This is a genomic window from Siphonobacter sp. BAB-5385, assembly GCF_002261125.1.
In the GTDB taxonomy this organism is placed as follows: domain Bacteria; phylum Bacteroidota; class Bacteroidia; order Cytophagales; family Spirosomataceae; genus Siphonobacter.
The window spans coordinates 1-18480 of the sequence record NZ_NMPS01000135.1 but is presented as its reverse complement, the minus strand read 5'-3'; the positions used below and the strand labels follow the sequence as shown (position 1 = coordinate 18480).

Below are 18480 nucleotides of genomic sequence, written 5' to 3'. Positions count from 1 at the left end.
GACAACCAGGAGTTTAAACTCCTGGTTGTCTTTTTAATGAATATCCTTATGAAACTAAACCGGAATAGAAAAAGGGTAGCACTGGGCCTATTCGCCGTATTTCACCTGACAGTAATCCTGTTAACCTCTTTCTTAAGTGATTACTCCACGGCCAAAGACTATCTCTCGGAAACAGAAACGGTAAAAGGGAGTAAAATCGAGAAAGATCTCATCCAGAAAAGTATTTATAAAGTACTGGAATTACCCGGCATTACGCCTTACACAGTCATCAGTGGCGTAGATGCAGGGTATGGTTTCTTTGCTCCTAACGTTGCTAGCAGCTACATCGTCGAATGCGTGATGAAAGATAAAAACGGGAAAGTAATCGATCGAAAATACTCGCCAGCTCTTCAGACGAATGAGGGAACCTTACGCTACGAAACCCTGATCAGCGGTTTTCAGGAACGAATGAAAGCGATAAAGAAAAAGAATACAACCACGTTATATACCCGCTTTCTGGATATCGTGCTCAAATCCATAGGCCATAATATGCTTAATACCTGTAAAAGTCCTGAACTACACGAGGGGCAGGTAAACCTGTATCTGTATAGTTACCCTATGCTAGATAAATACATCGTTGGTAACCGCGAAGCGAAGCTGATTAAAATCGTTGGTTTTGACCTCAAAAAAGAGAGTAACAAATTAGCAATGAACTGATCATGGAAAAAACCTTACCATTATCGATCAATCAAACGATCTACAAACACTTCTTTATCGCCAGAAAGGAAGATCGTGATTTTTTATACTATTTTAGAATGGCCATAGGCATTTTTTGCCTCCTGCATTTCGCATCCTACCTCAGTGATTTTGAATCTATATATGTAAACAACAGTATTGTTCCCCAGGATATCATGGATATCCAGCGGCCTTGGTTTGTACCCAATATAGCTAGTACACTTGATTATATAAGCTCTTCTCTTCACCTGTCCAAAGAGCTATTACTACATACGTTCCTGGGCTATTATATGCTTTTATGCGTATGCTTGGCAACGGGGCTTTTTTCAAGATTTACTGCAATCAATCTGCTCATTCTACACCTGGTCATTGTAAAAGGTTCGTCTGTTTACAGTTATGGGGTAGACTACTTCACCTCCATTGCCCTCTTTTACTGCGTCATTTTTCCAGTAGGACATAGTAAGTCACTGGATCGCCTCCTTTTTAACTACGAATCGGTTAATCCCTCCCCCTACCGGAAAATACTACAGCTGCACCTGTGCATTGTGTATTTCGCCTCGGGAGTTGAAAAGATCATTGGCGATAACTGGCGGAACGGCGAATCCATCTGGAAATCACTGCATTTACCCGGTTTTACCTCCGCTGTTTCCATGGACTACGAGTTCCTTTCTACCTTACCTATGCTGGCCCTGATCATTGGCTGGAGCGTCGTGCTGATCGAGTTACTCTACCCTTTATTCATCTGGAAACAGCCGTACCGAAACATTGGATTACTATTAGTCTGTTCCATGCACCTGGGCATTCTGCTTTGCCTGGGCCTCTACTATTTTTCATCCCTCATGATTATACTCAATTTAACTGCCTTTTTAGATCTCAGTCCTAACGATAATCGTAAGTGATGAATCCAATTTTTTCGTATACGTATCTTTTTCCAGCGATAGCTTTACCAACGCTACTCGTGTTAGCCTATACCTACAAAGCATTTAATCTTCGCCCTGAAAACGTATTTCATATCACCTCTACGGATATCCTGGCGGGCCTTTTTTTCTTATACGTTACCCTAAACATTTATTTAAAATCATTTACAGCTCCGAAGATTAGTGATTACTATACAGTGATCATATGTGCCCTGCTGTACGTCATTTTAAGAGTATACTATCAAAATAAATTGTTAGTAAGTCGGGTCATTACTTTCCTGACTCTGATCGGTTTTTCCGAAGCTGTCATTGCGGGCACGCAGCTGATGCAGGGGCAGATCCTGCTGGGCAGTTTTGGAAATAGAGCGGTGTTTGCCAATGTTCTGGCGGCTATCTTTCCCTTCATGGCCTATTCGCTGGTAGTGGCCCGGCAAAACAAACGTCCGCTGTATGAAGTCGGCTTTTTCGCAGCATCAAGCGGTTTAACATACTATCTGATTGCCTTTCACTCCTATTCGAGAACTGCGTTTATTGCCACGTCACTAGTGGGCTTACTCCTTGTCTTACAGGCAACGGGTGTTTTCAGCACGAAGCTATCAAAACGCAAATTAACGATCCTGATTTCATCACTGGTGGTTGGTTTTACCCTCCTTGTTGCTGGAGCACTGTTTATAAAAGCAGATTCCACCTCCGGCCGGTGGTTTATCCTGCAACGGGAGTTCGAACTGATCCTACATCAACCGTTCTTTGGGATTGGCTTCAAAAATTTTGACAAATGTTACAACGATCACCAGTCAACTTATTTCGCAAACCATACGAATCCAGACGCTGAGCTTCTTTCGGCGTACGTAAACGTCAATTACAACGAATACATGGATTTGTTGCTGAAAGGGGGTCTGTTTGGGGGCTTACTATTCATTCTCCTGCTGGCGAACCTAACTAAACGGATACGATCCAATCGTAAGTCATCCCTGATGTTTATCCTTTCATTAGCGGGGCTATTCGTACTGGGACTTTTTTCGTATCCAGGCGAAACGATGATCATCGTCTTCATCTTTCTGTTCAGTGTTACTGGAATGATCTCGGCAGAGAAAACCCATAGTTTTGTTTTTAGAGCCAATGAAAAAGTAGTCTTCATTGCTTTAAGTATCGTTTCATTAGTCGTCAGTGGTGGATTGATCTATCGGTACAATGCCGTGATGAGGTGGCACCTTATTGCTTCATCGAAACCCGCTCAGGCCTTGAACGCAGAAGCCATCAAAAGGCTGTATACGAGTGTGATGCCCGAACTGTCGGATGATCCCCTGGTTCTCAAGGATTTTGCCCGGAATTTATACCTGACGAAAGATTACCCCGGGGCCATTTCCTTACTAAACCAGGCAACCGCCTACTCCAGCCATTACGACCTGTACGTTTTGCTGGGCGAATGTTATGAAAAATTGAATAGCCTCTCCGAAGCCGAAAGCGCTTACCTTAAATCCTCCCTCCTGGTACCCAAGCTGTTTTACCCGCGCTATCGATTGATGATGCTTTACACGAATCAGCAGGATGATGCGCAGGCCTTAAAGCTAGCCAATAAGATTATCGAGATGCCCATTAAAATAGATTCAAAATTGGTCCGGGAGATAAAGGCCAGAGCCTGGGCATTAAAAACGCAATTACCTAAAGAGAAGTAGCATGAATGTATTAGTATCCTTACTGAGTCTATTGCTGTTTGTATCCAGTTCCATACACGCACAAATTCGCACGGACGTTAGTGTACGGGATAAACATACCGCCGAACCACTCCCCTTCGCCTACGTATCGATTTTTAAAAACAACCAACCCCTCGTTACTTTTCAAACGGACACGAATGGCACCTACCGCTTGAATCTGGCTCACGAAGGTCAGTATGCGATCCGTGTCACCTTCATGGGTTATCAGAAGCTGGATACGTTGCTTAGCCTCAATGAATATACGTCGCGGACACCCTTAGTCCTGACGGCGGATCAGCATGAATTGAAATCCGTGGTCGTCACGAAAGCGAAATCGTACCTGCAAATCCGGAAAGGCAATCTGGTCATTGACGTTGCTCAAAGTCCCCTGGCCACCACCAGTGACCTCTGGAGTATGCTAAGCTCCACGCCTTCGGTCCAGACCTTTGATACTGGGAACATCAGCGTAAAGAATCAGCAAACCGTTGTGTATATCGATCATCGAAGAATATATATGACTAGCAATGAATTGAGAGATTACCTGCAATCCATTCCAGCCTCCAGTATCAGTCGTATCGAAGTGATCAGCAATCCGGCTAGTAATTATCCCGCCGATGTAGCTACGGTCATTGCCATTAAAACGAAAGATTTCGATCAGAAAGGCGTCAAAGTTACCCTCACGAATGCTTTAGCAAAAGCTACTTTTCTTAGAAACACGTTTTCCACCCGATTGGACATTAAAAATTCCGATTCCGATATTCAAATCGGCTATTCCAATAATCGCGGCACCCAACGAGAAACCAAAGACATTTCAACGCTATATCGTCAAAGCCACCCCTGGCAGGTGGATCAACGTTCGGATCATACCATCGACCACCAGCGAATTTACGGTCAGTTCAGCAGTAAGCTTAGTAAGAAAAGTGTACTGAGTGTGTATTCAGAACTAAATTCCAGTCCGTCTAACACTACGGTAAACTCCACAAATGGATTTCCTGCCCTGGAACGATTGCAGGAAAATGATTCCATTTTTTCGTTCCAATCTAATTCCAGAACTCAGGCAAGGAATTTTTTCGTTCAGAGTAGTTATCAGCTAAGCTGGGATTCGACCACACAAAATCTTAAACTACAGGTAGAATATTTTAAAAATAACAAATCGTTTACGAACACCAGAACCATTGATTTCTTCGTACGTTCGCAAGAAAGTCAAACGCGTTCTTACCTGGATATTTTCCCGCAAAAGCTCGGAACGGTGGTAGGAACCATTCATTACAGCCGGAATATAGGGAACGGTGAATTCTTGAGTGGTATCCGGTTTTTTAAAAACCAGTTGAACGACCAGAATGAAATTTTCCTGACGAACGAAAAGAATTTACTGGCTAGCTCCCGGTTTAACTACGATGAGCATACCTATGCAGTCTTTAGTGAATGGAGTAAAGAGGTTAAAAATGTTTACTATCGACTGGGTTTACGCCTCGAGAACAATCAGATTATTTCAAAAAATGTCACGACCGGGGCAAAATCTAACCTTAACTGGACCAATCTGTTTCCTTCTTTTTTAATTCAATGGAACAGCAGTCCTGCGAATGTCTGGAGCCTCAGTTACAAAAACACCTTCACGCGGCCCGACTACTACCAGTTAAATCCCTTTGAACGATTTACGGATAACTCCGTGGCTAACTTCCGGGGCAATCAATCCATTAAACCACAAAAGGATTACGTTCTGGATTTGTCCTGGAGCAACAATAGCTTCTTTACTTCTTCGGTGGGATTTCAATACCTGAAAGATTTTATTAGCACCATCGTCTTACCCGATCACCAGGGAAGCCTGTATCAGCAGTATGACAATTTCAATGCCCAGGCTTACTACGCTAATTTCAATGTTTCACTCAATCCCCTTAAGCCTTTAAAAATTATTGGCTCATCCAATGTCATTTATTACAACGCTCAGTATACAAAGGTTGCAAAGGAAGCCTCAACTCCACTCGTAGATTTTCGGCTGCTGACGGCGTTTTCTCTGAAAAACAAATGGGTGGCACAAGTCAATTTTTACTACATGAATACGATGAGTGATGGCTTTTTCAAACATTTCAACTATTCCAGTGTGAATCTGGCTTTACAAAAGAAATTAGATAAACCGAATGTAACCTTCACTTTATTTTTCACGGACGTTTTTAAAAGCGATAGAAGGGCGGAGCGGGCGCTTTATAATCATCTTTCCTATCAAACCAGCACGTACAATGATGCTCAAACGTTGCGATTAACTATTGCGTGGAGTTTTGGAAAATTACAGGTAAAGACGAAAGATAAAGATCAGTCTGAAAGTAAAGAGGCGGTTGACCGATTAAAATAATGGAGTAATCTTATGAAAAACGACAATCTTTTACTGGTTTTCAATGCGTTCCTGATCGTGTGCATGATAGGCATGACTACCTCGTGTAAAATGTATTCCACGGGTCAAACCCTTTTATCATCCAAAGAGCAAATTCAATTTGAATCCATTCATAATTCTAAAGTAAAGGTACGCGTCCGGAATTATTCCAGCACCCATGCCTACGCTCTGTATGATGGCCATCAGGTGACTATCTTACCTGCCACTCCTTATTCGTTTTCACTGAAAAACGGGAAAAATTTAGTGCTTTACAATACTAATGCTGAAGACATACGAATTCAGGCTACCTGTCTGCTTCTATTTAACAATAAAGTTAATGTCGTTAGAAATAAAACTACTTTTTAGCTATTCTACCAGAAAACGATTCTATGAAAAATAAGATCATTGCTTTTCTTTTATTAACTACCGCTGCCGGCTGTCATTTAACCGCCGATCCATCCAGTACCTTTGGTAGTCCAGATTTTAGCCTGACGCATGAAGTTAAGAAAAGCTACTATCATTTCATTAAATCAAACATGGAGGGCCTGATTCATGTACTGAGCAAAACAGCCATTGGTCAGGACCGGAAACTAGTGAATGATGACATTATTCTGAGTAACATTGAGGATGCCTATCAATCCTCGAATGAACTAATCAAAAACGGTTTAATTTCAGAAAATGGATTCAAGGAATTTGTATTACCCTATCGGGTAAACTCTGCGAACATTCATACCTGGCGGAGACAGGTTTGGCACCAGTACCACAAACACTCCTTTTCCGGCATCACCCGTACGTCAGCTTTGGTCGACAGCTGCAACCGGATTAACGATTCCTTAAAATCCTGGTTTAAATTTAGTTACACCAACAAGCTGGAAGACACGTTAACCTACAGCCATATAACGCATGGGAAGGAAGGCACCTGTGTTTCCATGGCTACGATAGCTGCCTATACGTTACGAGCGTTTGGGGTTCCGGTATCCATTGACTTTACGCCCGCTTGGGGTAACATGCCCGGATCGCATGTCTGGAACAGCCTCGTTCTGGCCCATGACGTGAGTATACCTTTTTTAGGTGCCGAAGCTAACATTGGAAAATACGAACCTTTGTATTTGATCAAAGACGGCGAGAATAGCCCGTATTCCACGTATAGAAAACCCGGCAAAATTTATCGGTACGTGTATTCGGCCCAGAAGGAAACGCCCTACTACAAATACGGGCATCTTAATTACTTTTTGCCCATGTCGGTGAATTCCCGAATGATTGATGTCACCGCTCAATACCTGCCCGTCAGTGACATAACGTTCACGAATCCGCAGATCAATGGTGAACCGAAACTTGTTTACATCAATAATTACAACGACGGCAAATGGGTTCCCGTGATGGCTACGGAACGAAAAGAGGATGCCTATCTGTTTTCAAACCTCGCCAGGGACCTTTTGTACTGCGTGTCGACGTACGGTGAAAGCCCCGCGGAAACAACGATCCTGCCCTTTTATTTGACGCCTGCGGGTAAACCTATACTCCTGCAACCGTCCAGTAAAAAAATTGACATTGTTTTAAATCGCATGCAGTCGATTGAGTTTGATCAAATGGATGTAGCAAAGAAGGAGTGGAATGTCAAAGCTTTTGCCAGGATAGCCCGGGGTCACGTACGTTCTGCCCCCGTTGAAGGTAAAACCTACAACCTTTTTTACTGGAATGGGAAGTGGTCGTTTGCCAGGACTGCTACGGCCAGACAAGGCGTACTTACCTTTCCTCAGGTTTCTTCCAATACCCTCTATCTGGTCTGTGATACGGAGCCCACTACTACTCAACGACCGTTTATGGTTTTGAATAACCAAATTAAATGGTTGTAAGTCCATCCGGGTTGATGCTGAAAAGAGTTTTGGAAGGTATGTTTCGGAACCCCTCTCGTCAGTGGTAAACCCAAAAAAAGAAATCGCAATCTGAACTTTTCGAAGCCTCAGATAATGAATCGGCCTCTATCTGCTGAACGTCTTGCAGATAGAGGCCTTCCTGGCATTGATTAGGAGGAATGTATACGCAGGAAACAGGTCATTGGTTCCTATATCCCCTAATCCTCAACACTGGATTGGGACACCCGGCTACTCAAACCAGTAGGGCCCGAAGTTCCAGGCAGCAAACCCTGATTTGCCCGCTTAGTTTATTCAACAAAAAAAACGGATCTTGGTGTTTTTCTGAAGCATCATCGAGGATCTCCTTCACTCTTTCTTCCGAATCGTCTGAGATCCCCTCGTTCGGTGAAGGATCTAGATAAAGCAAACTTTGAACGAGTACGTCCTTTACTGCCTTTATCTGACCCGGATCTACCCGTTGGTTCCCGACGGCGATGGACCTGAAAAGTGAAGCGATATTAGCACTGAGTATATGATTCAGCATTTGAAAATGATACATGTATTTAGAAATGATGGCTTGATTGCCGGGTTCTATGAGCATTCGCTGAAAAGATTGCGATAGGTTGGCCTGGCCCAGGTAAACACGCTTCCAGGCCAGTTTGTAGGCCGTCACATTGGTAGGTTCCCCACGAAGCGCATCCTCGAGTTTTCCCAGGTACTGTACATTGAATTTCAGCAATTCTCTGCATAGAAAAAGTACCCGAATGGACTCCCAGGAGGGGAAAAGATACGTGGCTCCAAAGGCAATGGCGCATCCAATCAGTGTATCGTACATTCGTTCGAGAACGAAGCCCCATCCACTATTCCCGTAAACGTATAGGAGGGTGATGACCAACGGCGTCAGCGCGATCACGCTCAGGAGGTGGTGGATGCGATTGAAGGTAAAATAAATGAGCAGAAACACCGACGCCAACCCAAGGAGTAGTGCCGTGTTTGTAACGAAATGCAGCAGGCACAGGGCGATGACGATCCCCAGTAAAGTACCAATCAGCCGTTGCACGTTTCGTTCCCGGGTGAGACTGAATGCGGGTTTTATGATCACCACCACGGTAATCAATATTCAATAGCTGTACTGGCCTAGGGCAAATACCTGGCAGTATATAACAAAAAACAGGTCACGGCCAGGCGAAGTGAAAACCGGAATATCGGCGAGCTTATTTTAAAATTCGCTATAAACTGCTTCCATTCCAGCTTTTCAAAGGGAGCAAAATGCTGATACTCCACCGGGGGTTTGGCGGGAATGACGACTGCGGTTTCGTTACGAAGCGTGTAGTACACTTCTTCACTATCCGCGTGGATACTCCTATGGTTCGCCAGTAGCTGGAAAAGAATGGCCGCTTTGCAACAATGTTGCAAAAATGATTTATCTTTGTCAGGTCATCCTAATCAAGAGAAGACTTTGCCTGAAACGGAATAACATGAGGGTATTCTCTTGGTTAAGGAATACGGTCGTATAATTTCGGCACTTTTAGGGTCCTGAGCAATCAACTCATCTTTCTTCTTGCCGTCAATGATAAAAGCCTCATTATAGCCAGTGAGGATACCTCTGTATATATTGACATCCCAGTCTTTAAGAGGTTTACCGTTTGCTTCAATTTTTGATTTAATACTTAATTCTATCCCTAATAGAATTATCCAACTATTTTCCGTTAAAAAACTATTAATAGTGGAATGGTTTGTTATATAATCTCGCAGATTATCCAACGCATTTTCTCTTAATATGCAAGCAATAGTGTTACCTTGATTTTTGTCTTTTGAAAATAGAATTATATTAGTATCTACTGTTGCAGATGAAAATATTTTTTGTCCTCCAAAATCAACTAGCAGTATGGGGTTTGTTTCCTCGCTAAAGAATTTCCTTGTACTTTTACCATAAGCGGCTTTCATCCATTTATTAGATGTGATAAAACACAAAATGCCTCTGCTTCTGAGAACATTCCAACTATTCTCATAAAATAATGAGTAGATATCTCCTGTTGATTCATAAGTTTGATAACCAATTTTTTGAAGATTGATACTTTCATTACCCATTTTTTGTAATTGCATGTAAGGTGGGTTTCCAAGCATTACATCAAATCCAATGAAATCACCTTCGTCATTTAAAACCTCTGGAAACTCGAATCGCCACTCAAAAGCATTTTCATACATTTTATTATTCTTTACCTCTTCTATATATGCGGTGAGCTGTTCTATTTCTTTTTTAAGCTTTTCCTGCTTCTGCTTATTTAGTTTTGCTTCAGCTTTACTAGGCGTAAACAACTGATTTTGAGAACTATTATATAGTTCTCCAGTCAACTTAGATAGTTTCTTTTTCTTAGGATCATTATTGGTTATCTCGGTCCGGAAGTCGCTTTTTATTTTATTAATCAATTGTTCCATTTCCCGCTTCTGCTCTTTATTCTCTGCATTACGGTACGTTTGTACCGCTGCTTTATAATTATTGATGGATAGCTTACTCTTTTTTAGTGCCTGACTTAAGTCCGCATCCAGTGCATAGCGACTTACAAGGGAATTTCCCCACTTAATGTTTATATCAATATTAGGCAGGGTTTCTAAAGACCTTTCATATAGGGCCGCTGCAGGCGAAGATGTATAGTAAGCATTCTTCAACAACTCAATCCACAAACGTAAACGGCAGATCTTTACTGAATTAGGATTTAAATCAACGCCAAATAGACAATTCTCAATGATGGTCTGTTTTTCATGGAAAATGGTCTCTTGAACCCTTTGACTTTCAGTGCTATTAGGATTATATTCAAAAAGCTGACCTTCCTCATCCGTAATGATTAGCTCGTCGTTTACTACTTCTATATGATAATCGCGTAGTCTTCGCTTACCAGACCGGTCAAATAATACCTTTAGATCATTTTTAATACTAATAATCTCATTTAAAGCGGATACTAGAAAGTGTCCCGAACCTACTGCGGGATCACATATCTTCAAGCTGTTAATAATTTGATTGGCTTCTAGCTTATCTTCGATTTTATCATACAACTCATCTAGATCCGCACACTCCCATCCCTTAATTTCGTTGAACTTCTGAATAACTGCTCGCCGGATCGTTTCCCGGCACATATACATTGTAATGAAGCCAGGAGTAAAGAATGATCCGTCCTTGTAACCATTGATTTTTTCAAAGATCAGACCTAACACTGAAGCATTGATTAGAGTCTTATTATCTTCCTGAATCTCTTCAGCCCCTTCCCCACTGAATTCGTAGGCATTAAGAAACTCGAAAAAGTATTCTAACGCATTTAAATCTCCTGAACGTTTTTTCCCTTCTTTATTCTTTAAAACAGTAGTAGATAAGATAGGTAAAGTGTATTCATCTTTAAGGTTACTGATAAATATGGTAATATGCTCGATGTCAGTGGGCTCAAATAGAGAACTATTAAGATAAGGTACGGTAGAAAAAAGCTTTTTGTATTCTTCATCTCTTTTTTCTGGTTTACGAGCTAGTACTTCAAAGAACAGACTGTTCAAATCATCGTAATTCTTAATTTTATTAGTATTAAGAAAAGAATAAGTGGAGTCGCTTTTTTTGGCGTGACTATATCTAGAATTATATTTTATGAGTTGAGCTTCAAGTAGTTTAAGAAAAAGAATACGATTGACCCAAGTAATTACCAATTCAAGACTTACATTAAAAAGGCGTTCATCACTAGTGAGACCAAACTGGCTAGGCTTCTCAAAACGAGATAATTTGTCTAGACTATCAATCTGGTTAATCGCATTTTCAAGTAGAGATCCCCTGTTACGTTCGCCTTGTTTCTTACGCGTAATGACTTTTTTACCATCCTCCTTTGTTTCTGTCAGGCCAATGATATGCAGTAATTCGCTATAGAAGCCTTTATCAAGGGAATTACTATCATTAGTAAAGGGTAGTTTAAGTAGATGCTCAGGTGAAAGAAGTTTATATAACGTGATTAATTTATGATCATCTTGTTTATCTTGATTACGTAGCGGCTTATCGTATTCCCGTATGTCAAAATGAGTAAATGGTACTTCAATCTGAATAGAGGCCAAAGCGGGTTCAGCAATTTCTTTATAGAAGTATTCTGTTTTCCGATCCCCTAGCCTACCTTCTTCAAAATCAACAAATTTTTGAACAAGTCTCTTATTCTGAGCAAAGGTTCGTTCGAACGTACTGGCATCAAAAATAAACCATTCATAAATATTCGAAGCAACTATATGCTTGATTTCTAGGTTATTAGCAGTTATTCGCTCCCTTAGATAATATAGTAATAGCTCTTGAAAGGCCTTTGTGTTGAGCTGGCCTAGTTTTAGCATTTCTGCCTTGTTAGTAGGCTTTTTGATTTCAAGAATTACTCCAACTGAACTATAAGCATTATTGCCATTATGAATTACTAAGTCATTATATCCTTTTGTGTTGATGTAATGATTAGGCGATTAATAGGTAGTCTCCAGAAACCTAGAAACAATATTTTTATGAAATTCCTCGGACTCTAGTTCATGGATTTGATCTAATACTAAAATTAAGTGGTTCTTAAATTTTTCAATATCAATTCGATTAGGCTTTACTTTGAGAAAAGCTTTATTGATAACCTGGCGGGGTTTTAATTGAGTAAAGCTCATGATCAGTAATTAGTGTTGGGCTAAGTGTTAGTTCAAAAAATGATAGTTATCTTAAAATGACCTTCAAATTACTAACTCTTTAGGAAAATTATCCTCAATTCGATTAAATTTTAGCTACTCTTACTTGATCTGTTAAGCGGATATGATAAAACTGATTAAGTTTTATTATTGACAAAATCCTCCATAGAACGAATAATTAATGAAACTCTGTTTCGTTCTGCGTATTCGATATGAGCACTAATCCACTCATCTAAGTAACGATTCCCGAGAAGTCTTGTAAACTCTTCTTTCAGATATTCGTGAATCAGATCTTGAGTTAACTGTAGTTCTGACCAAATAGTGCTTCGGTTGTTTAACACGTAGACAATATCTTCAAAATCAGTGCTTAAGCGGCCATCTCCATTGCCACGGCCTTTAAATGCTTCCAGCTTCGTAGCTAAGAAATAAGGTGGATTAAAAATTTGAATGGTAATCCTCTCGTCTAGAGCAACGGGCATTGCCAGCTTAAAACCATCGGAATACCATCGGTTACTAAAGCCTAAGATAGCTTCAGAAGTAGGCATTACATCGACAATGATGCCTTGAACTTTGTAGCGGCAGATCACCCCAGATTCGGTATCATTGGCAAATCCCTTTTTACGAAGCTTCTCTTCAACTGCTGCGTATTCATTGTAATGGGCTAGTTCAATCAGTATATCAATATCTTCTGTAGGACGAATTTCTTCCGCGGGTCTATCTGTATAGAGAGAGACGGTTGCTCCACCTACAAAAACTACTTCGCCTGCTAGCTCCTCTAAAGCCTGATGAACCGCCTTGATTCTCGTTACATTTTGGTGATGACTCATAAGATATATTTTTCTAATTCAGATGTAGCCGCAGCTATTTCTCTGGATTGTCCGATTCTAAGTATATCAATACTTGCCAATAGCTTATATAGGACTTCATCTTTTTGAGCGGCGGCTGGTACTCCTGAATACAAAGGTTTGATGGATTGTCCGCGAGTATCCCCACCCTCATAAGGCCAAACCAGTTCTTGGCCACTAATGAACTTCTCTTTGTAGTAAGGGTGTGAATGCCCGGTTTTAACTCCAGTAACCAGGGCTCCTGGATGTACCGGAAATACGTACCGGAGACCATGCTGCAAAAATTTGAAAAGACTTTGGCGAGCCACCTTTTTCCGGTCCTCTTGGTAAAGGCCAGCTAGGGAGCTCCTTTTGAGTGAGTGGGAAATTTCGGATAAGCTAATATCCAAAGCAACACTCAAATCTCGATACTGCCAAGGTTCACCTTCTTTGAGTAACACTTTCAAGAGGATAGGAATATCCTGAGGTCTCATTCCATTATGTTCCATAGTTCTACAAATATATACACTGTTTTCTGTTTGCGATTTGCAAACAGAAAACAAAAAAGAGAAGAATATGTAATGATAAATTCTAGTTAATGTTTCATGAACACCATTATAATTATAAGTTATACTGTCCATTGTCTTATAGATTGAGATTATAGTATCACTCATTTTTTATGATTTCAGAAAATTGATGGAAAATATAAGGTTTTCATAATCATTTATTATGAAAGCAATTTTGATATAAGATAAAATTATTAAACTACTAAATTTTACATTTGTTAGACGTTCTTTCATAAAATGATATAAGAGGTAAATCCTTACTTGCTGACCTATTTTAAAAGCAGCTCAACCGTTTTCCTTATCCATCGCCAAGCAATCTACTTCTTCGATCGATCCATTACTCTACTAGACAAGCTTAGTCGATTACTCCGGTAAATACCGAGAAAAGCGTTTACTCATTCCTACCGATATTTGCCGCAACTACTGGGACATCCTATAAGACTTCATGATCTCTTGATTCAAACGCCTAGAAGCCTACCCCTACAATAGGATCCTTCTTGGATACTACCCGGTATTTCCCGGACGCTGTACCGGGCACTGCTCGGCAGGCACTCGGTAACTACCGAGCTTCATTCAAATCTAATCATCGGTTTTAAAAGGCGTATCCGCACGTGATCCGATGGTCGGCGTTTATCGGGTCTATACCGGCCATGAACAATAGAATTGACTCTTGCTTAGCTCGCCGGTGAACACCTGGTATTTCCCGGACCTACACCGGTATAGGCCCGGAAAATACCAGGGCTTGCCGTCTGCCAATCCTTTTGATTGTTTCTCGGCAATCACCGAGAGTATCGTCTTACCTTGTTTCCTTAGAAAAAGGGCTCTCATCCCTAAAAGAAAACCGGTATTTCTCGGGCATTTACCGAGGAATGCCTGGAAAAGCATTCTACCGGTAAATCCCGGGATTTACCGGTATGAGTTGGCTGGAGACTAGCCTTTTTCTTGGGTTTATCTAAGGCTCGGTTCCCCGCCACACGTTAAATTCCTGATAATCAATTACATTCTTTTTTCTTGATCCAGCGTTTCACTCACTTCAGGGACTCGACTGCTAGTGAAAGCGTAAACCGGTCTTGCTCCGGAGAATGTCCGGCAGATGCCCGGTAAACCGTTCATTTCATCTCGTACCGATGATTACCGGTAAGATGAGTTAAGGTAGCTCTTTAACTCTTATCGCATGCTTTACCGTTTCCCCCCCCGAGAAAACCCGTGCAGGCTTGGCTAGATGCGTAACCCTTTGCTTAGGGTAAGCGTTTGCTTACTTTCTTCGGTCAGCTGATTCTTTTCGAGCTGCTTTTTCAGATCAGCGGTCTTGAAGTTGACGTCCTGGCCTTTATAGGCAAAGCCTTGTGCTCGAAATGAGATGCCCGACACCCCGTTCTTGTTCTCCATGAGCTTGACTTCGATCCCTGTCTTTTCAAGCTCCTCTTTCAGCTCCACAAAGCTTTTCACGTTCGTTGTACGTAAAGCAAGCTTGATTGACTCATGAATGCATTGTTTGGCAGCATTCGCTTCGGGGCTTCGCTCTTTGACTAATCCTTTGCTTGTCTTCTTTTCCTCCAGCTTTTCAAAGCCCAGCTGCCGAGTGATCTCCCGACACGCCTTCGTGTTTCGGAGGTAGTCATTGGACTGAGCCACCGCATTGCCCCGATCCAGCGGCACCCGGTTGATGTAAATATGACAGTGCGGGTGCGGCTGATCAAAGTGACGAAAGATGACAATCTGGTGCTCTTCGGGCGAAGCTCCCATCTGCTCACAGTACAATAGACTCGCCTTTCTCATCTGCTCGCTGGTGACCGCTTCGCCCGGCTTCCAACTCAGACTCGTGTGCATCACGGGTACTTTCACCCGGTGGTTTTTAGCCACCGCTTTCATTTCTTCGGCCATTCCCCTGGCGTCCAAAGAAGCCAGGTTCTCGGTATGCAAAAGCTCCGATTTTCCGGGCTTTCGTTTGCCCTTTTCATCTTGCCCCTCTCCGTAAAGCAAGGCTCCCTTAAAGGAGCTTCCGTAGCTGGTCTTGGCAATCATCGGCTCTAGTGGTTATCTACTTCTTTTCCCTACTTTTTGAGTACCTGCTTGATGGCGGCTAACACTTCTTCCACCTGCCTAGCGTGCACGTAGCCTTTGTGAGCAAAGGCCATGAGTTGATTAAGATTGCGGGACAGACCCGTCAGCGTTTGCCGTTCCTCTTTAGAAAGCACCTCGTAGATGGGAGCTCCTAGGGCGGTTTGCCGGATGTATTCCGAGACACTCATGCCCGAAAGAATCGCCCGGTTTTGAATCCGGCTATACTCCTCTTTAGTAACCCGGGCTCTCAGGCCCACCGTGCGAGTCACCGCTTTTCTACCTTTCTTTTCTTTGACTGTTTCCATTATTCTCTTCTATTCATTTTACGCTACTGCTCATTTAACCTATGACTTAAACTCACTTCCGCTTTTTTTACGAGCGGCGGACCCTTTCAGGGTCTCGCCGGGGGTTTGGGGCTCTAGCCCCAACAAGCCAGTGAACGCTAAGTGAACGGGTGGCAAATGTGGAACATTTGCTATGGCTTGCTCTCCTATGCTCTACAATACTAGCGGAAGTTTTTTTGTTAAGTACATTAACATTACGTTATTTTTGCTCATGTATCTTTCTATTTTAGTCGTATTTAGGTTCTATTTTGGTAGTTTGAGCGATACTGGTGGTAGATCTGCTGTATAGTAGTGGTGTACCTGCTCTAAAAAATGCTTACTACGCTATTAATTAATATGGAGAAAAAGTATGTACGAATGGCTTTTGAGCGGAACCTCAAAGGCCGCTTTGATGTGCTGGCTGCGTATTATGGAGATTCGCTTTTTCATATTCCCGCGAGCATCATGTGTGAGCAGATTAAGGATGAACTAGGCATCGTTTTAAACGAGCAGAACCTTTACAACCTAAAGCGTCGTCTGCATCCTAAAACCGGGAAGGCTACGCCTGCTCCGTCTGTTTTAATAGATCCCTCCCCTACCTCCAACTCTCCTGTTTCGACACTGAAGCTTGATTCACTAGCAGAAGCTTTAGACAAACTGCGGGCCAAGGAAGACCCCTCCCACCGCAAACCCTCGGGTTTCTCACTGGATTAAGTACGAGCCTCTACTGACTCGCCTTTTTAATCGATTATATTCTTTTAACTACTGCCTTTCTTTTTAAACCAACCTAACGCATGAAAACCATTCACTGCATCCTCCAGTCCAAGGGAGGCGTGGGCAAGAGTTTACTGACCTGGTTTCTCGCCCAAAAACACCAGGAAGACACCTCCACCGTCTTTATTGATCTGGATAACTCGACGGCCACCAGCTCGCTTCGGCTCTCGTCCATTGTCGGAGCTGACCGCATCAAGTCCTTTGCCATCTTAGACTCCGAAAAGAAACTAGACCGGGAAAAAATCCTAGAGCTCTTTGAAGTCATTGCCCAGTCCAAAAAGTATGAAACGAGTATCTTGGAGCTCCGGAAAGCGAAGAGTTCTTAATGCTGTTGACTCACCAACTCGAAGCTTCGATCATCAAAGAAGAGCTCGATGCCTTATCCTTAGCGGTTCACTTTCACGTCATCCTGGCGGGAAAAGATGCCTTCACAGCGACGATGAACTACTTTCTAACTCTAAAGAAAGTCAATCAGGACGTCTTCCCGCTTTCGGCCTTAGTAAACGCGGGTACGTTTCAGGTTGAAGAAACGGCTCAACAGACTAAGCAAACCCTGAGTCAAAGCTCCCCGGCCTATTGCTTTGGTCAGATTGGCTCCTCGCAGTCGGGCCGCGAAATTCTAGCTTTGCTTTCGGGCAATGGCGATGTATCCAGTCTGGGCCTAGTCGGCCGGATCCAGTACAAGAAAGTGATGCGGGAGATCAATGAGCTACCGCTATGACCCGAGAAGAAAAGAAACAGTTTAAGCACCGGGTTGCTCAAAAGTACGGCATTCATGAAGAAGACATCGATGACGCCCTGATTCCCTTTTTAGCGGTAGTGGAAGCCAATACCCTGAGCACGCAGAAACTAGGTACTGCCTTAAAAGCTAGCATGGAGGCCTTTGAAAAGTCAATGACAGCGAAAGTAGAAGCTAGCATCAAACTCAAGGTTTACCAACCACCTTCCGTGGAGCGGATGAGTACCTGGAAAGCGTTCTGGGTGACGCTAGCGGCAAACCCCTACTTTAGCCCCCTTATGGGTATTACGATTCTAGCAGGCGTGTTAGGAATGCTTCTATTCGGCCATGATCTTCACGACGCGTATCAACAGCGGGCTACCTGGAAGCAAGAAGCCGCTCGAGCACTCAGCCAGCAGTTGCATGAAAAGTACTTTCAGATCCAAACCGATGGGAGCCTCTTTATGACGAGACAAAACTATCAGGTAGTCAAGGGAAGTATTCGTTTGGAGCAGAAGTAAAAAACTGAAAAGCGAGCTAGGGACGCACCGGAGCTCGCTTTTCATTGCTCTTGGATCAAATCATAAGCCGAGCGGCGGAGCCGGCGATTGAGGTGTTTTTTTGCCTTACGAGCGAGGCCGGGTTTCAAAAACACGTAGAGCAACTACCTGGCTCCGACGGCATCGGCTTCATCACCACTGCGGGCATAAGCTTTGTGACCGTATGCTAAAGGCATGTAGAATGTGATTTGAGTGTATGAGCTAATGACTTCTCCGCTCCTTCTCAGGCTAGCTTAGCCTGATTGATCGCCGCGTTGAAAATAACGGGAGTTTAGCACCTAAATTATTTATGCTCGTTCCAAGCCTATTCATTAACATAGAGCTAATGTCTGTTTTAGAAGATCAAAGACCACTCCCCTACCTTTACTCACCAACGTATGATCGCGAATGCATCAATGATGACTTCATAGTTTAGCAGTAACGCATGG

General features: G+C 42.6%; 16 protein-coding genes. 9 read left to right on the top strand and 7 right to left on the bottom strand.

All coding sequences use genetic code 11. From position 1 onward, the window contains the following. The 5 genes from BWI93_RS13185 to BWI93_RS13160 all read left to right on the top strand — a co-directional run. Positions 1-696 (top strand): hypothetical protein (locus BWI93_RS13185; protein ID WP_217902267.1); only part of this gene is annotated, 696 nt, incomplete at its 5' end. A 2-nt stretch (positions 697-698) separates the two neighbouring features. After that, entirely contained in the window at positions 699-1613 is a 915-nt protein-coding gene (locus BWI93_RS13180; RefSeq protein WP_094812042.1) for an HTTM domain-containing protein, read from the top strand. Beyond that, complete coding sequence (locus BWI93_RS13175; protein ID WP_094812040.1) at positions 1613-3307, top strand: O-antigen ligase family protein; 1695 nt, start codon at positions 1613-1615, stop codon at positions 3305-3307. Before BWI93_RS13180 ends, BWI93_RS13175 begins: the two co-directional genes overlap by 1 nt. Position 3308: 1 nt before the next feature. Beyond that, on the top strand, positions 3309-5675 hold the full coding sequence (locus BWI93_RS13170) for an outer membrane beta-barrel family protein (RefSeq protein WP_094812038.1): 2367 nt from the start codon (positions 3309-3311) through the stop codon (positions 5673-5675). 407 nt (positions 5676-6082) lie between these two features. Beyond that, complete coding sequence (locus BWI93_RS13160; RefSeq protein WP_094812034.1) at positions 6083-7549, top strand: hypothetical protein; 1467 nt, start codon at positions 6083-6085, stop codon at positions 7547-7549. 253 nt (positions 7550-7802) lie between these two features. Here the strand turns inward: BWI93_RS13160 and BWI93_RS13155 are convergent, their stop codons facing one another. From BWI93_RS13155 to BWI93_RS13120, 7 genes are all read right to left on the bottom strand, one after another. Further along, positions 7803-8657, bottom strand: a complete 855-nt coding sequence (locus BWI93_RS13155; protein ID WP_303396365.1) for an FUSC family protein — start codon at positions 8655-8657, stop codon at positions 7803-7805. Positions 8658-8686: 29 nt separating this feature from the next. Next, complete coding sequence (locus BWI93_RS13150) at positions 8687-8965, bottom strand: hypothetical protein (RefSeq protein WP_141217454.1); 279 nt, start codon at positions 8963-8965, stop codon at positions 8687-8689. Between the two features lie 30 nt (positions 8966-8995). Next, positions 8996-11899 carry an Eco57I restriction-modification methylase domain-containing protein gene (locus BWI93_RS13145; RefSeq protein ID WP_255157843.1) on the bottom strand — a complete coding sequence of 968 codons (2904 nt, stop codon included), beginning with the start codon at positions 11897-11899 and terminating at the stop codon, positions 8996-8998. Between the two features lie 461 nt (positions 11900-12360). Then, complete coding sequence (locus BWI93_RS13140) at positions 12361-13050, bottom strand: nucleotidyl transferase AbiEii/AbiGii toxin family protein (RefSeq protein WP_094812028.1); 690 nt, start codon at positions 13048-13050, stop codon at positions 12361-12363. Beyond that, positions 13047-13688, bottom strand: coding sequence for a hypothetical protein (locus tag BWI93_RS13135; protein WP_255157842.1), 642 nt, complete (start codon positions 13686-13688; stop codon positions 13047-13049). The genes BWI93_RS13140 and BWI93_RS13135 overlap by 4 nt, the downstream gene beginning before the upstream one ends. Positions 13689-14831: 1143 nt before the next feature. Then, a complete protein-coding gene (locus tag BWI93_RS13125; protein WP_094812024.1) occupies positions 14832-15638 on the bottom strand; it encodes a relaxase/mobilization nuclease domain-containing protein in 807 nt (268 codons plus the stop codon). 29 nt (positions 15639-15667) lie between these two features. After that, on the bottom strand, positions 15668-15982 hold the full coding sequence (locus tag BWI93_RS13120) for a hypothetical protein (protein WP_094812022.1): 315 nt from the start codon (positions 15980-15982) through the stop codon (positions 15668-15670). A gap of 351 nt (positions 15983-16333) precedes the next feature. Between BWI93_RS13120 and BWI93_RS13115 the strand changes: the two genes are divergently transcribed. The 4 genes from BWI93_RS13115 (at position 16334) to BWI93_RS13100 (ending at position 18013) form a co-directional block, all read left to right on the top strand. Continuing rightward, positions 16334-16714 carry a hypothetical protein gene (locus BWI93_RS13115; RefSeq protein WP_094812021.1) on the top strand — a complete coding sequence of 127 codons (381 nt, stop codon included), beginning with the start codon at positions 16334-16336 and terminating at the stop codon, positions 16712-16714. Positions 16715-16794: 80 nt separating this feature from the next. After that, complete coding sequence (locus BWI93_RS13110; protein WP_094812019.1) at positions 16795-17100, top strand: hypothetical protein; 306 nt, start codon at positions 16795-16797, stop codon at positions 17098-17100. After that, positions 17100-17495: a hypothetical protein gene (locus BWI93_RS13105; protein ID WP_094812017.1), complete on the top strand. Its 396-nt coding sequence runs from the start codon at positions 17100-17102 to the stop codon at positions 17493-17495. Before BWI93_RS13110 ends, BWI93_RS13105 begins: the two co-directional genes overlap by 1 nt. After that, positions 17492-18013: a hypothetical protein gene (locus tag BWI93_RS13100; protein WP_094812015.1), complete on the top strand. Its 522-nt coding sequence runs from the start codon at positions 17492-17494 to the stop codon at positions 18011-18013. Before BWI93_RS13105 ends, BWI93_RS13100 begins: the two co-directional genes overlap by 4 nt. The last annotated feature ends 467 nt before the right edge of the window (positions 18014-18480 follow it).

What these genes read in the sequence shown, in the direction of transcription:
- BWI93_RS13180 (WP_094812042.1), top strand. Translation starts at nt 699, where the DNA reads ATGGAAAAAACCTTACCATTATCGATCAATCAAACGATCTACAAACAC.
- BWI93_RS13175 (WP_094812040.1), top strand. Translation starts at nt 1,613, where the DNA reads ATGAATCCAATTTTTTCGTATACGTATCTTTTTCCAGCGATAGCTTTA.
- BWI93_RS13170 (WP_094812038.1), top strand. Translation starts at nt 3,309, where the DNA reads ATGAATGTATTAGTATCCTTACTGAGTCTATTGCTGTTTGTATCCAGT.
- BWI93_RS13160 (WP_094812034.1), top strand. Translation starts at nt 6,083, where the DNA reads ATGAAAAATAAGATCATTGCTTTTCTTTTATTAACTACCGCTGCCGGC.
- BWI93_RS13145 (WP_255157843.1), bottom strand. Translation starts at nt 11,899, where the DNA reads ATGCTAAAACTAGGCCAGCTCAACACAAAGGCCTTTCAAGAGCTATTA.
- BWI93_RS13140 (WP_094812028.1), bottom strand. Translation starts at nt 13,050, where the DNA reads ATGAGTCATCACCAAAATGTAACGAGAATCAAGGCGGTTCATCAGGCT.
- BWI93_RS13135 (WP_255157842.1), bottom strand. Translation starts at nt 13,688, where the DNA reads ATGGACAGTATAACTTATAATTATAATGGTGTTCATGAAACATTAACT.
- BWI93_RS13125 (WP_094812024.1), bottom strand. Translation starts at nt 15,638, where the DNA reads ATGATTGCCAAGACCAGCTACGGAAGCTCCTTTAAGGGAGCCTTGCTT.
- BWI93_RS13120 (WP_094812022.1), bottom strand. Translation starts at nt 15,982, where the DNA reads ATGGAAACAGTCAAAGAAAAGAAAGGTAGAAAAGCGGTGACTCGCACG.
- BWI93_RS13115 (WP_094812021.1), top strand. Translation starts at nt 16,334, where the DNA reads ATGCTTACTACGCTATTAATTAATATGGAGAAAAAGTATGTACGAATG.
- BWI93_RS13110 (WP_094812019.1), top strand. Translation starts at nt 16,795, where the DNA reads ATGAAAACCATTCACTGCATCCTCCAGTCCAAGGGAGGCGTGGGCAAG.
- BWI93_RS13105 (WP_094812017.1), top strand. Translation starts at nt 17,100, where the DNA reads ATGCTGTTGACTCACCAACTCGAAGCTTCGATCATCAAAGAAGAGCTC.
- BWI93_RS13100 (WP_094812015.1), top strand. Translation starts at nt 17,492, where the DNA reads ATGACCCGAGAAGAAAAGAAACAGTTTAAGCACCGGGTTGCTCAAAAG.